Here is an 18,009-nt window from a genome sequence, read left to right on the forward strand (position 1 = left end):
TATACAATCAATCACCTTAGATCTTAAAGACGAGCAGGCGACAGTTAGCTTAGGCAATAAGTTATCAACCTTGATTACGCCGCCATTAACGCTTTATTTGAGTGGCGATCTAGGGGCTGGTAAGACGACTTTTAGTCGTGGGCTAATCCAAAGCTTAGGTCATGACGGTGCAGTAAAAAGTCCTACTTATACTTTGGTTGAACCCTACGAAATAGCGGGCATTGACGTATTTCACTTTGATCTATACCGCCTCTATGATCCAGAAGAGTTGGAATTCATGGGCATACGTGATTATTTCACTGAACGTAGTTTGTGTATTGTAGAGTGGCCTGATCGTGGACATGGTCTATTACCGCAGGCTGATATACATATCTACATTAAATATGTTAATACTGGACGACAAATAGAATTACAGGCGTTCTCTACTAAGGGCGAAGAAATATTGGCGTGTTTAAATAATAATGATAATAAACAATAATATATTTAAGTTAGCTCTACTATTACTTAGCTTATGTACTTCTTTTTTTGCGCAGAGCGCGAACAAACTCGAAGGCGTAAGAGTGTGGGCGGCGCCTGAATCGACACGTATTGTTTTTGATTTGAGCAAATCCCCGAATTACAGTCATTTCACATTAACCAATCCGTATCGCTTAGTTGTCGATTTAAAATCGTCCTCCAATAAAGTCGACTTGGGTAAAATCGCCAATAATAGCAAGCTTGTTAAAAGAATAAGAAAGAGTTCGCCACCAGAGAAAGGCACTCTCAGAATTGTTATTGATTTAACAAAGCCGCTTAAAGCAAATTTGTTTGCATTGCCACCAACGGCACCTTATGGCAATCGGTTGGTTGTTGATTTGGACGGCGGTAGCACTAAGGTTAAAAGCAAGCCGAGTAAGCCCGCTACCGCTTTACGTGATGTTATCGTCGCTATCGATGCAGGTCATGGCGGAGATGACCCTGGATCTATTGGTCCTTCAGGCATGTACGAAAAGAAAGTGGTGCTGCAGATAGCAAAAAAGGTTGCGGCAAAAATTAATGCCACACCTGGAATGAAGGCAGTAATGACGAGGACTGGTGATTATTTCGTTAATTTGAACCGCCGTTCAGAGATTGCCCGCACCAGTAAAGCTGATCTGTTAATCTCAATTCATGCTGACGCTTTTACCTCTCCACAGCCTCGTGGGGCTTCAGTTTGGGTTTTATCTATGCGTCGAGCTAATAGTGAAATTGGTCGCTGGTTAGAGCAAAAAGAGAAGCATTCGGAGTTGTTGGGTGGTGCTGGTGAGATTATTCAAAATACCGACAATGAGCAATACTTGGCGATGACCTTACTCGATATGTCGATGGACCGTTCGATGGCGATCAGCCATAACATCGCAGGTGATGTGCTATCCAATTTGGGTAAAGTGACAAAGCTACACAAGCATAAGCCAGAGTCCGCTAGCTTTGCTGTGCTTAAGTCGCCTGATATCCCCTCAATATTGGTTGAGACTGGCTTTATCTCCAACCATAAAGAGGAACGCCTCCTTTCCCAAAGAGAGCATCAAAATAATCTCGCCAAAGCGGTGCATAAGGGCGTGGTTAAGTATTTTGAGGCCAACCCTCCGGTTAACTCTTTACTGGCGAGTAAAAGTAATACTAAGCATAAAGTCCGTAGCGGTGAATCATTGTCGGTTATTGCCCATCGATACCAGATCTCTATTAGTAGCTTAAAAAAAGCTAATAAACTGAAATCTGATTCTTTAAGAATAGGCCAGACATTAGTAATACCGCGGGCGTAAAATGTTGCAGTTTAAAGAGTAAATAATGGCTATAGAAAAATTACCCCCTCAACTTGCTAACCAAATAGCGGCAGGTGAAGTTGTTGAACGGCCTGCTTCTGTTATCAAGGAGTTGGTGGAAAACAGCTTAGATGCAGGTGCAACCCGAGTCGATATCGAAATAGACAAAGGTGGCAGCAAACTGATCCGTATTCGAGATAATGGTTTTGGGATCCCTAAGCAAGACTTGAGCTTAGCCTTATCTCGTCATGCGACATCAAAGCTTAAATCTCTTGATGATTTAGAAGCCATTATGAGCTTTGGATTTCGCGGTGAAGCGTTAGCCAGTATCAGCTCAGTTTCGCGCCTAACGTTAACGTCCAGAACCGAAACCCAAGCTGAAGCATGGCAGGCGAAAGCTGAAGGCACCGAGATGGCGGTGCAAATACTGCCAGCAGCTCATCCTGTTGGAACCACTATCGAAGCCGTTGACCTGTTTTTTAATACTCCCGCGCGCCGTCGTTTTTTAAAAAGTGATAAAACTGAGTTTACCCATATCGATGAGTGGCTAAAGCGAATCGCTTTGGTTAGAAGAGATATTCATTTTACGCTAAAACACAACGGTAAAAGTGTACGCAATTATCGACCTGCAATGACCGAAATCCAATATTTGCAGCGTTTGGGACAAGTTTGCGGTAAAGCATTTGCAGAAACGTGTTTGCATATAAGCTGTTCTCATAACGATCTGACATTAAGTGGCTACTTACAAGCACCTGGTGCAGCCAGCGGCTATTGTGAAACGCAGTACTTCTATGTCAATGGTCGCTTGGTAAAAGACAGGTTAGTGAACCATGCGGTGAGACAAGCATTCTCTGAATATGCAGCAGGCGTTTCGCCTGGCTATGTGCTGATGCTCGAGTTAGACCCTCACCAAGTTGACGTCAACGTACATCCCGCTAAGCATGAAGTGCGTTTTCATCAGAGCCGTTACGTGCATGATTATATCTTGCAAGCTCTGCAATCCGCTATGGCGCAGTCATCTGAACTGGGGCTTGAGGCACAGCCAGAGCCTACAGATGAAAGTGGAGCAGCTTTTGAATCTAACAGTACAAATAGTAATGTTTCCTCTACCAGTTATAGTGAGCCAAATACAAAGCCTGTAGCAGTCAATGAGCGCCCTTTGACGACAACAGCAACAAGCTATAATCAAGGGCAGTCTAGCTATAGAACACCTTTAAGACCTGCGACTCATAGGGCTGATGTGGAACTGCCCAGCCAAAGTAGCTTAGAAGCTTATGCTAGTTTGCTAAGTCGCAGTAGTGCTGAACCCGCAAGCGGCAAAGTGGTCAGTAATCCGCATGCTTCGGCGGTGTCGGACGCTAGCGTGAAGATGCCTGCAGTGTTGGCTGATAAATATTGGGTAATAGTCGAAGAGGATAGTATCCGCTTACTGAGTATTGCTGATGTTATTAAAGAGACCGCACGGCAACAGATCCAAGCTAAATTGGCGCAGGGGTTAGTGGGCCAACCTTTGCTGATGCCTGTCGCTGTTCCTGTCGATGATAATTGGAATGAAGTCATTGAAACTCGTGAAATATTGCTAAGAAAGTTGGGAATTGAGCTATCTATCCGGCTCGGGCAGTTGATTATTAAAAAAGTGCCCCCATATCTGAGAGACAGTCAATTGGCTGTTTTGATCCCAGAGTTATTACAGTGGATCCGATTTGAAGAGCCGAGCGATGACGCATTAGTTCATTGGCTCACTACACAAGCTTCGAGTCGTTTTACTGCCAGCGCCGAGGCCTGGTTAGCATTTAGTACATTAGATAGCAGCGCAAAAAGCGCTCTTTATAACCAAAGCCAAGAACTTCCTTGGCAGCAATGGATGAAAGAATCTCAGAGTGACTGAACAGAGAAAACATAAAGTTATCACCTTAATGGGCCCAACCGCTTCAGGTAAAACTGCGTTGGCTATTGAGTTGGTAAAAAATTATGACTGCGAAATTATTTCCGTGGACTCGGCATTGATCTACCAACAAATGGACGTTGGCAGTGCTAAGCCGGATGCCGCAGAGCTTGCTGTTGCTCCTCATCATCTGATTGATATTATCGACCCTGCAGATAGCTACTCTGCCGCAGACTTTAGAAAAGACGCATTGCTCAAAATAGAAGATATCATCAGCCGAGGTAAGACCCCGTTACTGGTGGGTGGCACTATGATGTATTTTAAAGCTTTGATAGAAGGCTTATCGCCTCTTCCGGGGGCCAATGATGAGATTCGAGCGCAAATAGCGGTAGAAGCACAAGCCAATGGCTGGCAAGCTCTGCATGATCAATTGAAAGAGGTTGATCCCGTTGCGGCAGCGCGTATCCATCCAAATGATCCGCAAAGATTAGCTAGGGCATTAGAGGTTTTCCGGATAAGTGGCAAGTCCTTAACTGAGTTAACGAAAGTAAAGTCAGAGGCATTCCCTTATGAAGCGATACAATTTGCGATTGCACCTAACGACAGAAAGGTGTTACATAAAGCAATAGAAACTCGTTTTAAGGCTATGTTAGGTCTAGGGTTTGTTGAAGAAGTTAAAAAATTGAAGTCCCGTGATGACTTACATTTAGAACTGCCCTCTATGCGCTGCGTAGGCTATCGACAATGTTGGCAGCATTTAGATGGTGAATATGACTATGAAACTATGGTTGAAAAAGCTATTGTGGCTACTAGGCAATTAGCAAAACGTCAATTAACATGGTTGCGTGGTTGGCCAGACTTAATTTGGCTTGAAAGCGGTGCTGAAAATAATCTTGATACAGTATTGCGATATAGTCGCTAGCTAATTGGCGATAGCTGTATAATACTAAAACCAAAGAATAAAGTTTTCTAGTATTAGAATTACTATTGATATTACATAAAAAAGGAAATTAGAAAATGGCAAAGGGGCAATCTTTACAAGACCCGTTTTTGAACGCATTGCGTCGTGAACGCGTTCCAGTATCTATTTATCTTGTTAACGGCATTAAGTTACAAGGACAAGTTGAGTCTTTTGATCAGTTTGTAATTTTACTTAAAAACACAGTAAGCCAGATGGTTTACAAGCATGCCATTTCTACTGTGGTGCCATCACGCCCATTTAACGTGAGTAACCATCAGGCGACAAATGCACAAGCTGGTTATAACGCTCAGCATGACGAAACTGATGAGAAGTAATTTTTTGAGGAGATTGCTTTTTGTTTGATCGTTATGAGGCAGGAGAACGTGCGGTACTTGTCCATATCGACTTCTCTGATGAAGACAACCGAGAAGACCTAGTAGAGCTTAAACTTTTAGTTGAATCTGCTGGTGCTCAATCTATCGGTGTCATTACAGGAAGTCGACGGGCACCTGACCGTAAGTTTTTTGTCGGTTCGGGTAAAGCTGAAGAATTAGCTGCGATGGTTGCGGCAACAGATGCCAATGTGGTGATATTTAACCACGCACTTAGCCCAGCTCAAGAGCGTAATGTTGAGCATTTGTGCGAATGTCGAGTGCTCGACAGAACAGCGTTGATCTTAGATATTTTTGCTCAGAGAGCGAGAACCTATGAAGGCAAGTTACAGGTGGAGCTAGCGCAACTGCGCCACATGTCTACACGCCTAATCAGAGGTTGGACGCATCTAGAAAGACAAAAGGGTGGAATTGGCCTTCGTGGGCCAGGTGAAACCCAGCTTGAAACTGATAGGCGTTTATTGAGAGGGCGAATTCGAACAATTAATAAGCGTTTAGCAAAAGTTGATAAACAGCGTGATCAAAGTCGTAGAGCCAGACAACGAAGTGATATGTCGACGGTTTCTTTAGTCGGTTACACCAATGCTGGTAAATCGACACTATTTAATGCATTAACAGCGTCAGATGTTTACGCTGCTGATCAACTCTTCGCTACGTTAGATCCTACATTGCGAAAGCTGGAACTGCCTGACGGTCATATTGTTTTGGCGGATACCGTAGGGTTTATTAGGCATTTGCCTCATGACCTTGTTGCTGCATTTAAAGCGACATTGCAGGAAACACGACAAGCAGATTTGTTATTGCATGTTGTCGATAGCGCAGATGAAAATATGGCTGATAATTTTGAGCAGGTACAAAGCGTGCTCAAAGAGATCGACGCCGACGAAATTCCTCAGTTGATTATATGTAATAAAATCGATCTGCTGGATGAGGTGAAACCTCGCATTGATTATGATGACGAAGGTAAGCCAATTAGAGTCTGGGTATCTGCCCAGCAGCAAAAAGGCTTGGAACTAGTTCAAGAAGCGATCAACGATTTAGTTGGTAAAGCTGTCAAAGAACTAGCCTTGCAAATCCCTGCTTCGGCAGGGCACTATCTTGGCCAGTTTTATAAACTGGATGTAATACAGCAGAAAGAGTATGACGATCTGGGGAACTGTATGATCTCTGTACGCTTGTTAGAAGCCGATTGGCGTCGACTGGTTAAGCAGAGCCTTGGTGAAATAGAAACTTTTATCGTCGATGATGTCGCCGTATAAATAGTAATTTTTAGTAATCTCGTTTATTTCATACACTATGGAGTACTAAATGGCTTGGAACGAGCCCGGTAACAAGGGTCAAGACCCTTGGGGAAAGAAAGGTGGTAACGATAAGGGACCACCAGATCTAGATGAAGTTTTTCGTAACCTTTCTAAACGCTTTGGCGGAAAAGGTAATGGTTCGGGCAATGGCATAAGTTCAATGAGCTTAGTGATTGTTTTAGCTATTGCTGTTGTGGTTTGGGGGCTATCTGGCTTCTACACAGTGAAAGAAGCTGAGAAAGGTGTTGAGTTGCGTTTTGGTGGCTATATTGGAGAAGTTGATCCAGGCCTACAATGGAAAGCAACCTTCATTGATGAAGTTACTCCAGTGAACGTGCAAACTGTTCGCTCGATCCCTGCTTCTGGTAGCATGCTAACAGCCGATGAGAACGTAGTTTTAGTGCAACTCGACGTACAGTTTCGCGTTAATAATGCCAAAAACTATCTTTACAGCGTAGTTGACGCAGATGCTAGTTTACGTGAAGCCACTGACAGTGCATTGCGTTATGTGATCGGTCACAACACCATGGACGATATTTTGACTACAGGTCGAGATAAGATCCGTCGTGATACGTGGAACGAAATCGAGCGTATTATCGAACCTTATCAACTAGGTATCGTGATTGTTGACGTTAACTTCTTGCCTGCTCGTCCACCTGAAGAGGTTAAAGATGCCTTTGATGACGCGATCGCAGCTCAAGAAGATGAACAACGCTTTATCCGTGAAGCTGAAGCATACTCTCGTCAGTTAGAGCCTAAGGTTCGTGGTACTGTACAAAGAATGGATCAACAAGCTAAAGCTTATAAGCAAAGAGTCACGCTTGAAGCGCAAGGTAAAGTTGCCCGCTTTGAACAGTTGCTTCCTGAATATCAGGCGGCCCCAGATGTTACTCGTGAGCGTATGTATTTCGATACGATGCAAGAAGTCATGAGTGGGACCAGCAAGGTTCTTATTGATGCTAAAAATAGCGGCAACTTAATGTATTTGCCACTCGATAAGTTGATGCAAAATAGCCAGTCAAATAAGTCTGTTAGCTCTAAAAGTAAACCCGCACAGCCTATAATGTCGGTCAACAGCACGACAAATAATAGCAGTATGCCTCTTGATGGTCGTCCATCAAGAGGTGAACGTACGGGGAGGAATTAAGTATGGGTAAATTTACTGCGGTAATAGCAGCTGTACTTGTTGCAATTATTTTGTCATCACTTTTAGTCGTTAATGAAGGCGAACGAGCTATTGTTTCTCGCTTTGGTAAAGTCCTAAAAGATGACGGTGTTACACGCGTTTATACGCCTGGCTTACACATTAAGATCCCTGGCCTTGATAAAATCAAGTTCATGGATTCTCGTGTACAGACGCTAGATGGTGCAGCAGACCGCTTTGTAACTTCAGAGAAGAAAGATCTTATGGTCGATTCTTATGTGAAGTGGCGCATCTTGGATTTTGAACGTTACTACTTGTCAACCAATGGCGGTATTAAGGCCAATGCTGAAACCTTGCTACAACGCAAGATCAATAATGACCTTCGTACTGAGTTCGGTCGTCGTACGATTAAAGAGATCGTTTCGGGAAGTCGTGATGAGCTGCAATCTGATGCACTTGAAAATGCTTCAGAGAGTGCTGCTGACTTAGGTATCGAAGTTGTTGACGTTCGTGTTAAGCAGATCAATCTGCCGGCAAACGTCAGTACCAGTATTTACCAGCGTATGCGTGCTGAGCGCCAAGCTGTTGCGAAAGAGCATCGCGCTCAAGGGCAAGAGCAAGCTGAGATCATTCGCGCTAAGACAGATGCTAGTGTGACGATTCAAACGGCAGAAGCTCAGCGTTTAGCGCTGACGACTCGTGGTGAAGGTGATGCGCAGGCCGCTAAAATATATGCTGACGCTTACACTAAAGACCCTGAGTTCTTTAGCTTTATGCGAAGCTTAGATGCGTATAAAGAGAGCTTTGATGGTGACCGTGATGTCATGGTGCTTGAACCTGATAGTGAATTCTTTAGATATATGAAGAGCTCTACAGGTAAATAACCTTATCGCTTGAGCATAAAAGGCCTAACAAAAGTTAGGCCTTTTTTATGCGCGAGAGATTTAATTTTTTGACCTGAACTTAATTCCCACCTATTCAGTCAACTATTCTGCTGTATCGACAATAACCTTACTTTAGAATGTATAAGTGGCTAATTTAGAACAAGATAATTAAAATGTATTTTCATGTTCTTTTAAGTTAATTTACATAAAATGTTAGCTGAGATGCTTTCTTTTTGTGCAGAATGGCCACTAAAAGCAACATAGTTAACTTTGTTGTGTGTTTTAACTATGATCTGGTTCTAATTTTTGGCTATAATGAGCCCCGCCTCAAATTTAGATTTTTAATCTCTGGCTTAAGCCAGAATTTAAGAAACTTAATAAAACAAAAATTCCAACACTCTCTGGAGACAAGTGGATGAGCAATGCGCCAGTCGATACCGGACGTCGCAGATTTCTGACCGCAGCAACCGCCGTAGTAGGTGGTGCTGGTGCCGCTGCTGTAGCGGTTCCGTTTATAAAGTCATGGAATCCGAGTGCCAAAGCGAAAGCAGCAGGTGCGCCGGTTGAAGTAAACATAAGTAAAGTCGAGCCAGGTCAACTTATTCGAGTTGAATGGCGTGGTAAACCTGTATGGGTTGTTCGTCGTACACAGGAGATCTTAGATGGTCTGCCTACTATTGACGCTCAGCTTCGCGATCCAGACTCTGTTGAACCACAGCAGCCTGTATACGCACAAAACCCAGGGCGTTCAATTAAGGCAGAATATTTCATAGCCGTTGGCTTGTGTACTCACCTAGGTTGTTCTCCAACTTACTTACCAGACACGTTTGGTGAGCAAGTCGAGGGTGTTGCTTCAGGATTCTTCTGTCCTTGTCACGGTTCTAAGTTTGATATGGCTGGTCGCGTATTCCAAGGTGTACCTGCGCCATTGAACTTGGTTATCCCTCCACATCAGTATATTGATGATGGCACCGTGATTATCGGTGTTGATAAAGGAGCTGCGTAATGGTTAAGAATATCATTGATTGGATTGATGCTCGTATCCCAATGACAGCGACGTATAATCGTCACGTTGGTCAATATGCGACACCAACTAACTTTAACTTTTGGTACTTTTTTGGCTCATTAGCCATGCTAGTACTTGTAAACCAATTACTTACCGGTATTTGGTTAACAATGAACTACGTACCAACGGCTGAAGGGGCGTTCGCTTCTATTGAATACATCATGCGAGATGTTGAGTACGGTTGGTTGCTGCGATATATGCACTCCACTGGAGCTTCGGCCTTCTTTGTGGTGATCTATCTGCACATGTTCCGTGGTCTTATTTACGGTTCGTACCAGAAGCCTAGAGAGCTATTATGGCTATTCGGTATGCTTATCTTCCTCGTGTTGATGGCTGAAGCGTTTATGGGTTACTTGCTACCTTGGGGACAGATGTCTTACTGGGGTGCACAAGTAATTATCTCATTGTTCGGCGCCATTCCAGTTATTGGTGATGACCTAACATTGTGGATCCGTGGTGACTTTGTTGTCTCCGGCGCAACCCTGAACCGTTTCTTCGCATTACATGTTATCGCGCTACCGTTAGTACTTGTTGTGTTGGTGTTCTTACACCTTATTGCACTTCATGAAGTGGGCTCTAATAACCCAGACGGTATCGAGATTAAAAAGAACAAAGATGAGAATGGCTGGCCGAAAGATGGAATTCCATTCCACCCTTACTACACAGTAAAAGATATCATGGGCGTTGCTGGTTTCTTGATTGTCTTCTGTTATGTATTGTTCTTTATGCCAGAAGGTGGTGGTTACTTCCTTGAGAAGCCAAACTTTGAAGCGGCTAATCCAATGAAGACGCCAGAGCATATTGCACCAGTTTGGTACTTCACACCTTTCTATGCAATTTTGCGTGCTATTCCAGATAAGTTAATGGGTGTTATCGGCATGGGCTTAGCCATTGCTGTTCTGTTTATCTTACCTTGGTTAGATCGCTGTAGTGTTAAATCAATTCGCTACCGCAGCATGGCTCACAAGCTGAATATTAGTCAGTTTGCTGTTTCATTCGTGGTACTGGGTTACTTAGGTGCAGTTCCTGCGACTCCAGCACTCACTATTGCGGCACGTATCTTTACAGTGACTTATTTTGGTTTCTTCTTACTTCTATGGATTTACAGTAAGAATGAGAAGACTAAGCCTGTTCCAGAGAGGTTGACACACTAATGAAAAAATTATTAATTGCATTAGTCGCCTTGGTTCCAACATTGGCAATCGCTGCTGGGAGCACTGCTCACCTAGAGAAAGCCAATATAGATCTTAATGACCAAGAGTCGCTGCAGCGTGGTTTGGATCACTTCCAAAATAACTGTGCCGGTTGTCATAGCACTCAATATCAGCGTTATGAGCGTGTAGCGACTGATTTGGGAATTTCACTAGATGACATGCGGGCTAAATATATCCATGATGACGCCAAAATTGGTGAATTGATGGAAAATGCGATACCAGAAGCTGATGCCGCTAAGTGGTTTGGTGCTACACCACCAGATTTAACTTTGGTTGCACGTGTCCGCGGTGAAGATTGGATTTACTCATACCTTAAAGGTTTTTATAAAGATGAAAGCCGTCCATTTGGTGTGAATAATACCGTTTTCCCATCTGTGGGTATGCCTCATGTACTTGAAGAGCTACAAGGCTTACCGGTTAAGCAGGAAGATGGCACTTTAGTTGCGACTGGCGGTACACTATCTGCTGAAGAGTATGACCAATACGTCCGTGATCTTACTGGCTACTTGGTTTACGCTGGCGACCCAGTAAAACTTGAGCGTGAAAGCTTAGGTTGGTGGGTGATGGGCTTCCTATTTATTTTCTTTATTGTGGCCTACCTCTTAAAGAAAGAATACTGGAAAGATGTACACTAAGCCCTATTAAAGGGTAGAATGTATTATCCGCATATTGTAAACGGGGAGCTTTGCTCCTCGTTTGCTTTTGCATTTTTGCTTTTTGAATTGTGAATCCCGGAGGGTATCAATGGCTGTTGCTGCCAACAAACGCTCAATCATGACCCTGTATTCAGGCGCAGATGACCTTTACAGTCATCAGGTACGTATCGTTTTAGCTGAAAAAGGCGTAACGGTTGACGTATTGCAGGTTGATCCAGATGAGATCCCTGAAGACTTGATCGAGCTAAACCCGTACAACACTGTACCTACATTGGTTGACAGAGAATTAGTACTGTATAACTCTCGCATTATTATGGAATATTTAGATGAGCGTTTTCCTCATCCTCCACTAATGCCTGTTTATCCGGTTTCACGTGGCCAAACTCGTCTTTGGATGCACCGCATTGAAGAAGATTGGTATGAACTTGTAGAGCGCATTAGAAAAGGCGATCGTGCTGAAGCGGCTCGTAAAGAGTTGACTGAAAGCTTAACAGCTATCGCACCTATCTTCGGTGAAGTGCCTTACTTCATGAGTGAAGAGTTCGGTTTAGCTGATTGCTACTTAGGCCCATTATTATGGCGTCTACCAGTATTGGGTATCGAACTAGATAACCGTGCTGCAAAAGATATTAAAGCGTACATGACTCGTTTGTTTGACCGCGAATCATTTAAAGCTTCTTTGACAGAGACTGAGCGCGAAATGCGCATGGGTATCTAATGAAAGAGTTAACCCCGAATCGTCCATACTTGTTAAGGGCTTATTATGACTGGCTGATGGATAACCAGTTAACGCCCCATGTTGTCGTTGATGCTTATGTGCCTGGCACGCAAGTTCCTCAGCAGTATGTTAAAGATGGTCAGATTGTACTTAATATTACCGAAAGTGCTGTAGGCGGACTACAGATCACTAATGAGTTTATTGAGTTCAGTGCACGTTTTGGCGGTGTACCTCAGCAGGTGTTGTTGCCAATGGCTGCAATTGTCGCTATCTATGCCAGAGAAAATGGCGCAGGTACGGTCTTTGATGTTGAAGAAGCGTACCAATTAGAAGACACTGAAGAAGCGGGTCTTTCTGTAGTAGAAGAGCCCGTTGCTGAAGTGAGCGAGCCTGAAGAGATCAAAGAAGAGGTTAAGGAACCTAAACGCCGAGGTCATTTGACCTTAGTAAAATAGGTTGTAACCAAACAGAGAAGCCAGTCATTTGACTGGCTTTTTTATTGGAATAAATTCACTGCAAAGCTAACAGCAGTGAAGAAATATAAACTCTGTGGTAGCATCTGCGCCCAACTAACTATTACTCAGTGGCATCAAAGGCGCGCTTTTTAGCCTTTGACATAAAATGGCGCTAAAGAAGAACAGGCTTACGGCACAGCTATGATCTTAATGATCGATAATTATGACTCTTTTACTTATAACTTGGTGCAATATTTTCAGCAATTGCAGCAGAGTGTAGTGGTTAAGCGAAATGATGAGCTTACTCTTGTGGATATAGAGTCTATTAAGCCCACTCATATAGTGATCTCTCCTGGCCCATGCACGCCTAATGAAGCAGGACTCTCTCTTGCTATCATCAAACACTTCGCAGGAAAGTTGCCTATTTTAGGTGTTTGTTTAGGGCATCAAGCCATCGCACAAGTTTTTGGCTCTGAAGTGGTGAAAGCTAAAAGAGTGATGCATGGTAAAACCAGTAAAATAGTCCATAACGGTGAAGGCCTTTTCGATGGGCTTAATAATCCATTAACGGTTACCCGTTACCACTCTTTGCTGGTTGATGAAGTCCCCGCAGGCTTTGGCTTAGATGCTTGGTATGACGATCCTATCCATGGGCAAGAGATAATGGCCATGAGTTGTCAGGCCAAGAAAATTTACTCTGTACAGTTCCATCCAGAATCTATCTTGACAGAGCAAGGCCATAACTTGTTAGCCAATTTTATAGACATCACCTAAATTGCTACTATCTGTTACAAAGTTTACTCAATTTTAGACAATTCCCTTTAAGAAAGTGTGGTATAAAAGTCCGCAAAAATACAAATACTAATCAGTATAAAGGTTTGATCGCTCGGCGAGAGTTTAGCGGTTTTGAGGCAAGGTCATTAAATGCTCCTGCATTAATGACATTTACCACATCTGACCTCCAGGGATGGAGGTAATGCCTTAAGCATGTCAGGAACATGCTAGGCCATGTGGTTTGCAATGAGTGAAGAGCATAGTCGTTCTACGTTCAAGCTCATTACGCAGTATCAAAGTCGCTAAAATTCGCCTGTAAGGAGTGTTTTGGCTTGCTACTTCAGTGTTGGATAAATGCAAAAGGGAACAATTATGCTGTCAATTATCCGCCTTGAATTAGTTCGCCAAAAAACGCTCTGAGTAGATCAACTACTTATACCGGTTGCTATATAACAAAAGGGATGGATAATGAAAGACGTCATTCGTCATATCGGATTGAGTGCGCTAACAGTCGCTATTTTAGCGGGTTGCTCTTCGACAACGACTACAGATGTACCAGTAATAGAAAAGAATCTCTCAACAAATGTTGTGGCTTTATCTGCACCGCCACAAGTAGACCAAGCGCTTACGCTAAATCAAATTATGGCTAACCCTGATTGGATGGGGCTACAAGCAAAAGGAGCATATTGGAGTGACGATAGCCAATCTATCTATTTTGCTCGCCAAGCCCACGGTTCGCCGACCCGCAGTTATTACCAGCAAAGTATTACTGACACAGTTGCAAGTGAACTTGCCCTAAATCAATTGCACGCAGCAGATCAAGAATACGGTGTACTGGATAATGAAAAAGTCCGAAAGGCTTACATTTACCAAGGTAACTTGTTCGTTAAAGATCTCGCTTCATCCAAGGTTACCCAATTAACTCGCCAAAACACTAAAGTTGATGGTGTGCGTTTTCTTAACAACGGTGACATCGCTTATTGGCAGGGTGATAATATTTTCAAGATAGACCACAGCTCAGGTCTATCTGAGCAGCTAGCAAACATCAAAATGGCAGCAGAGCCAAAAGGTGTGCAAGAGCCTACAAGTTATATCGCTAAGCAGCAGCACCGCCTTATTGAGTACGTTGCACTACAGCAAAGTAATGCTAAATCCAAACAGCAATACAAAGAAGCGTTAGCTAAAGCTGATCCGACTATGTCTGCAAAGACATGGTATTTGGGCGATGCCGAAACCGTAACAGAACTGAGTCTATCGCCTGATGGACGCTATGTCTTATTGTCACTGCGAGATAAAGATTATAGCTGGCGCGCCGAGCATGACATTATGCCGAATTATTTAGGTAAGGATGGATATGTTGATGCTGTACCTGCTCGGGCTCGCGTCGCTGAAGACACCCCTCCTGGTGAACGTCTAGTGCTGCTCGACCTACAAACTCATAGCAAGAAAGATATCACTATCGAAGGTCTTACTGGTTTTGATGAAGACGTGCTCGCCAGTGTAAAAGCTGAAAATGCCAAAGCCAAGGGCGAAAGCTATAACAGTGAAAAGTCACCTCGTAAGATCCAGCGCATTCAAGATTGGGGCTGGTCACAAAGCGCTATGCAATGGAGTGAATCTGGTGACAAACTCGCGGTAATGCTTGAAGCTGTCGACAATAAAGATCGTTGGATAGCGACAGTTGATCTTACTAAAGGCAACTTAAAGACAGAGCACCGTTTACATGATGATGCGTGGATTAACTACAACTTTAACCAGTACGGTTGGTTACCCAATAGCGACAGCCTTTACTACCTTTCGGAAGAGACCGGTTACTCACATATCTATCTTAAAGCTAAAGGTGAGAAAGCGCGTGCTTTGACTCAAGGCCAATACGTGGTGAGTGACATCACCTTAGGCCCTAAAGCGCAGTTTATTTACTATAAAGCTAACAAGAGTCACCCAGGTATCGATAATGTTTACCGAGTAGAGATTGCTACTGGTAAAGATGAGCAGCTGACACAATGGCAGGGACAATTAGATTACAGCCTGAGCCCAGATGGCAAGCAGTTACTGCTAAATGCCTCTACTCGCACCAGACCAGCTGAGCTATTTGTGCAGCCACTTAATGGCGAAATGAAGCAGCTAACTGACTATACCAGTGATGCGTTTAAAAATTACGCTTGGCAAGCACCGGAGGTTGTCGCCGTGCCATCATCTCATGGCGCTGGTGAAGTGTACGCACGTGTTTATTTGCCACAAGGATACAGCAAAGACAACGCTGACAAGTACCCAGCGGTTATTTTTAACCATGGTGCCGGTTACTTGCAAAATGCTCACTACGGCTTCTCAGGCTACTTTAGAGAGTTCATGTTCCACAACTTGCTTGCACAGCAGGGCTACGTGGTCATGGACATGGATTACCGCGGCTCAAAAGGCTATGGCCGTGATTGGCGTACCGCTGTTTATCGTCAAATGGGCACACCTGAGGTTGAAGATCTTAAAGACGGTGTGAGCTGGATGGCAGCAAATGCCAATGTGAATGCTGGCAAGGTCGGTACATATGGTGGTTCATACGGTGGTTTCCTAACATTTATGGCGCTATTTAATGAGCCTGAACTGTTCCAAGCGGGGGCAGCTTTGCGTCCAGTAACAGATTGGGCACATTACAATGCGCCTTACACCTCTAATATTTTGAATACCCCAGACGTCGATCCTATTGCGTATGAGCGCAGCTCGCCGATTGAACATGCTGAAGGATTGCAAAAGCCATTGCTAATCATGAGTGGCGTTTTAGATGACAATGTATTTTTTCAAGACAGCGTGCGTTTAGTACAACGTTTGATTGAACTTGAAAAGCCAATGTTTGAAACCGCTATCTATCCTGTCGAGCCCCACGGTTTCCGTCAACCATCAAGCTGGCTAGATGAATATCGCCGTATCCATAAGCTTTTCGAGCAAGAGCTTAAATAACATTAAGTAAACCAATAAAAAGGCTCCCGTTTGGGAGCCTTTTTTAATTCTTTGTAGTCAAAAGTGTCACAGGAAAAAAATTAGCCTTGAGTACTGTTGTCACTGCGACGGCTGCGACGCTGACCTGATAACGGCGCAGAACCTGGCTTGCTTGATTTAGCATGCCTTGGGTTCTTATCATTTGGCTTATGGCCACGAGCGGCTTCTCCGCTACGTTGCCCATCTTTATGTTCGCTCTTGCCTGCATTGTCTTGTTTATTACGACTCTGGCTTTGACGATTGGCAGGCTTTCCACCTGAGTTTGAACGCTTTTGGTTTGAACCACGAGAGTTGCTATTACGCGGGCCTTTGTTTTGTCCGTGAGACTTCCGAGTTAAGTCTGTTTCAGGCAATTTATGACTAGGCTCAAAACCTTCAATCACTCTGCGTTCTAGATTTTGCTTAATAAGCAGTTCGATATCGCGAAGTAGCTTAATCTCTTCATCACTGACCAGTGATACAGCTTGCCCTGTTGCACCTGCACGGCCGGTACGACCGATACGATGCACGTAATCCTCAGGTACATTTGGTAGATCAAAGTTAACCACTTGCGGTAGTTGGTCAATATCAAGACCACGTGCGGCAATATCTGTCGCGACCAATACCCGCACGTCGCCGCTCTTAAATTCAGCAAGTGCTTTTGTGCGTGCGCCTTGACTCTTATTGCCGTGGATAGCTGCAGCGGTGATGCCTTTTGCATCTAAGTTTTTAGCAAGACGATTCGCACCATGTTTTGTGCGGCTAAAGACGAGTACCTGTTGCCAGTCATGTTGCTTGATAAGTTTTACCAGTACAGAGGCTTTCTGACCTTTATCGACTGGGCATATCCACTGCTTCACTGTGTTAGCTGTGGCGTTGCGCGGCGTGACAGATATCTCTACTGGGTTGTTAACTAAACCTTTAGCTAGCTTACGGATATCATCAGAGAAGGTTGCTGAGAACATTAGGTTTTGACGTTTAGCCGGCAAAATCGCAAGGATTTTTTTTATGTCATGAATAAAACCCATATCAAGCATACGGTCAGCTTCATCGAGAACAAGTACTTCAAGCTGACTAAAGTTGACTGCGCGTTGATTATAAAGATCGAGCAGTCGACCTGGGGTCGCAACCAGAATATCAACGCCGCGGCTGAGCTTCGAAATTTGCGGACCTATGCCTACACCACCGAATATAACCGCTGATTTTAAAGGCAAGTTTTTACCATAAATCTCTACGCTTTCACCCACTTGAGCAGCAAGCTCTCGTGTAGGTGTGAGCACTAATGCTCTGACTTGTTTTGCTGGAGCTTTGTTGCCTTTTGAAAGCAGTTCTAATAGCGGCAGCGTGAAACCTGCAGTTTTACCCGTACCAGTTTGTGCCGCAGCCATGACGTCTTTGCCTTCAAGTACCGCAGGGATCGCTTGCGCTTGAATTGGAGAGGGAGTGTCATAGCCTTTATTGGCAACAGCTTTCAAAATTTGGGCTGATAAGCCCAGTGACGCAAAACTCATAGATTGGTCTCATTTCGGCCAGCCAAGCTGGCGTAAAGCGCGCTGACTGCAGTTATAGGGGAGCCAGCATATGCTAGCGGCCGTGCAGCTTACAGGATCTGCTTAAAAAGCGCTATTTAATAAACGATAGCAGCGTACTATTCATCATTGATAAGTATGGCAGTGCAGGCAGAGTATTGAATGATTGTTTATCGTCTAAAGCTGAAGATCGTAAGGAAATAGCACTTATTTGAAAAAAATCTTTTATTTGTGTGATTTTTAGTCATTTAAAAGATGTTGTTTCGGCTCTGCACGTGT

General features: G+C 43.9%; 16 protein-coding genes. 15 read left to right on the forward strand and 1 reads right to left on the reverse strand.

The genetic code is table 11. The features are described 5' to 3' along the window. The first annotated feature begins 1 nt into the window (after position 1). The 15 genes from tsaE to SWP_RS03550 all read left to right on the forward strand — a co-directional run bounded on the left by tsaE (position 2) and on the right by SWP_RS03550 (position 16,183). Complete coding sequence (gene tsaE / locus SWP_RS03480; RefSeq protein WP_187148555.1) at positions 2–478, forward strand: tRNA (adenosine(37)-N6)-threonylcarbamoyltransferase complex ATPase subunit type 1 TsaE; 477 nt, start codon at positions 2–4, stop codon at positions 476–478. After that, entirely contained in the window at positions 462–1,781 is a 1,320-nt protein-coding gene (locus SWP_RS03485) for an N-acetylmuramoyl-L-alanine amidase (protein WP_020910977.1), read from the forward strand. The genes tsaE and SWP_RS03485 overlap by 17 nt, the downstream gene beginning before the upstream one ends. 25 nt (positions 1,782–1,806) lie before the next feature. After that, a complete protein-coding gene (mutL, locus tag SWP_RS03490) occupies positions 1,807–3,669 on the forward strand; it encodes a DNA mismatch repair endonuclease MutL (RefSeq protein WP_020910978.1) in 1,863 nt (620 codons plus the stop codon). Continuing rightward, entirely contained in the window at positions 3,662–4,588 is a 927-nt protein-coding gene (miaA, locus tag SWP_RS03495; protein ID WP_020910979.1) for a tRNA (adenosine(37)-N6)-dimethylallyltransferase MiaA, read from the forward strand. The genes mutL and miaA overlap by 8 nt, the downstream gene beginning before the upstream one ends. 95 nt (positions 4,589–4,683) lie before the next feature. Further along, a complete protein-coding gene (gene hfq / locus SWP_RS03500) occupies positions 4,684–4,962 on the forward strand; it encodes an RNA chaperone Hfq (protein WP_020910981.1) in 279 nt (92 codons plus the stop codon). A gap of 20 nt (positions 4,963–4,982) precedes the next feature. Continuing rightward, positions 4,983–6,278, forward strand: a complete 1,296-nt coding sequence (gene hflX, locus SWP_RS03505; protein WP_020910982.1) for a ribosome rescue GTPase HflX — start codon at positions 4,983–4,985, stop codon at positions 6,276–6,278. A gap of 49 nt (positions 6,279–6,327) precedes the next feature. Beyond that, positions 6,328–7,467 carry an FtsH protease activity modulator HflK gene (gene hflK / locus SWP_RS03510; protein WP_020910983.1) on the forward strand — a complete coding sequence of 380 codons (1,140 nt, stop codon included), beginning with the start codon at positions 6,328–6,330 and terminating at the stop codon, positions 7,465–7,467. Positions 7,468–7,469: 2 nt separating this feature from the next. Next, positions 7,470–8,348, forward strand: a complete 879-nt coding sequence (gene hflC / locus SWP_RS03515; protein WP_020910984.1) for a protease modulator HflC — start codon at positions 7,470–7,472, stop codon at positions 8,346–8,348. Positions 8,349–8,763: 415 nt separating this feature from the next. After that, positions 8,764–9,354 (forward strand): ubiquinol-cytochrome c reductase iron-sulfur subunit, encoded by a 591-nt coding sequence (gene petA / locus SWP_RS03520; protein WP_020910985.1) that lies wholly within the window; start codon positions 8,764–8,766, stop codon positions 9,352–9,354. Then, positions 9,354–10,568: a cytochrome b gene (locus tag SWP_RS03525; protein WP_020910986.1), complete on the forward strand. Its 1,215-nt coding sequence runs from the start codon at positions 9,354–9,356 to the stop codon at positions 10,566–10,568. Before petA ends, SWP_RS03525 begins: the two co-directional genes overlap by 1 nt. After that, on the forward strand, positions 10,568–11,263 hold the full coding sequence (locus tag SWP_RS03530; RefSeq protein ID WP_020910987.1) for a cytochrome c1: 696 nt from the start codon (positions 10,568–10,570) through the stop codon (positions 11,261–11,263). Before SWP_RS03525 ends, SWP_RS03530 begins: the two co-directional genes overlap by 1 nt. A 109-nt stretch (positions 11,264–11,372) precedes the next feature. After that, positions 11,373–12,002, forward strand: coding sequence for a stringent starvation protein SspA (gene sspA, locus SWP_RS03535; RefSeq protein ID WP_020910988.1), 630 nt, complete (start codon positions 11,373–11,375; stop codon positions 12,000–12,002). Further along, a complete protein-coding gene (locus SWP_RS03540; protein ID WP_020910989.1) occupies positions 12,002–12,457 on the forward strand; it encodes a ClpXP protease specificity-enhancing factor in 456 nt (151 codons plus the stop codon). The genes sspA and SWP_RS03540 overlap by 1 nt, the downstream gene beginning before the upstream one ends. 201 nt (positions 12,458–12,658) lie before the next feature. After that, positions 12,659–13,231, forward strand: a complete 573-nt coding sequence (locus SWP_RS03545; protein ID WP_044555639.1) for an anthranilate synthase component II — start codon at positions 12,659–12,661, stop codon at positions 13,229–13,231. Between the two features lie 468 nt (positions 13,232–13,699). Beyond that, positions 13,700–16,183, forward strand: a complete 2,484-nt coding sequence (locus SWP_RS03550) for a S9 family peptidase (RefSeq protein ID WP_020910991.1) — start codon at positions 13,700–13,702, stop codon at positions 16,181–16,183. Positions 16,184–16,263: 80 nt separating this feature from the next. Here the strand turns inward: SWP_RS03550 and SWP_RS03555 are convergent, their stop codons facing one another. After that, positions 16,264–17,712: a DEAD/DEAH box helicase gene (locus SWP_RS03555; protein ID WP_020910992.1), complete on the reverse strand. Its 1,449-nt coding sequence runs from the start codon at positions 17,710–17,712 to the stop codon at positions 16,264–16,266. Positions 17,713–18,009: the final 297 nt, after the last annotated feature.

It is taken from the genome of Shewanella piezotolerans WP3 (assembly GCF_000014885.1).
GTDB lineage: Bacteria > Pseudomonadota > Gammaproteobacteria > Enterobacterales > Shewanellaceae > Shewanella > Shewanella piezotolerans.

Excerpts from the sequence above, each read along its gene's own strand:
- SWP_RS03485 (WP_020910977.1), top strand. The coding sequence starts at position 462 with ATGATAATAAACAATAATATATTTAAGTTAGCTCTACTATTACTTAGC.
- mutL (WP_020910978.1), top strand. The coding sequence starts at position 1,807 with ATGGCTATAGAAAAATTACCCCCTCAACTTGCTAACCAAATAGCGGCA.
- hfq (WP_020910981.1), top strand. The coding sequence starts at position 4,684 with ATGGCAAAGGGGCAATCTTTACAAGACCCGTTTTTGAACGCATTGCGT.
- hflK (WP_020910983.1), top strand. The coding sequence starts at position 6,328 with ATGGCTTGGAACGAGCCCGGTAACAAGGGTCAAGACCCTTGGGGAAAG.
- hflC (WP_020910984.1), top strand. The coding sequence starts at position 7,470 with ATGGGTAAATTTACTGCGGTAATAGCAGCTGTACTTGTTGCAATTATT.
- petA (WP_020910985.1), top strand. The coding sequence starts at position 8,764 with ATGAGCAATGCGCCAGTCGATACCGGACGTCGCAGATTTCTGACCGCA.
- SWP_RS03525 (WP_020910986.1), top strand. The coding sequence starts at position 9,354 with ATGGTTAAGAATATCATTGATTGGATTGATGCTCGTATCCCAATGACA.
- SWP_RS03530 (WP_020910987.1), top strand. The coding sequence starts at position 10,568 with ATGAAAAAATTATTAATTGCATTAGTCGCCTTGGTTCCAACATTGGCA.
- sspA (WP_020910988.1), top strand. The coding sequence starts at position 11,373 with ATGGCTGTTGCTGCCAACAAACGCTCAATCATGACCCTGTATTCAGGC.
- SWP_RS03540 (WP_020910989.1), top strand. The coding sequence starts at position 12,002 with ATGAAAGAGTTAACCCCGAATCGTCCATACTTGTTAAGGGCTTATTAT.
- SWP_RS03545 (WP_044555639.1), top strand. The coding sequence starts at position 12,659 with ATGATCTTAATGATCGATAATTATGACTCTTTTACTTATAACTTGGTG.
- SWP_RS03550 (WP_020910991.1), top strand. The coding sequence starts at position 13,700 with ATGAAAGACGTCATTCGTCATATCGGATTGAGTGCGCTAACAGTCGCT.
- SWP_RS03555 (WP_020910992.1), bottom strand. The coding sequence starts at position 17,712 with ATGAGTTTTGCGTCACTGGGCTTATCAGCCCAAATTTTGAAAGCTGTT.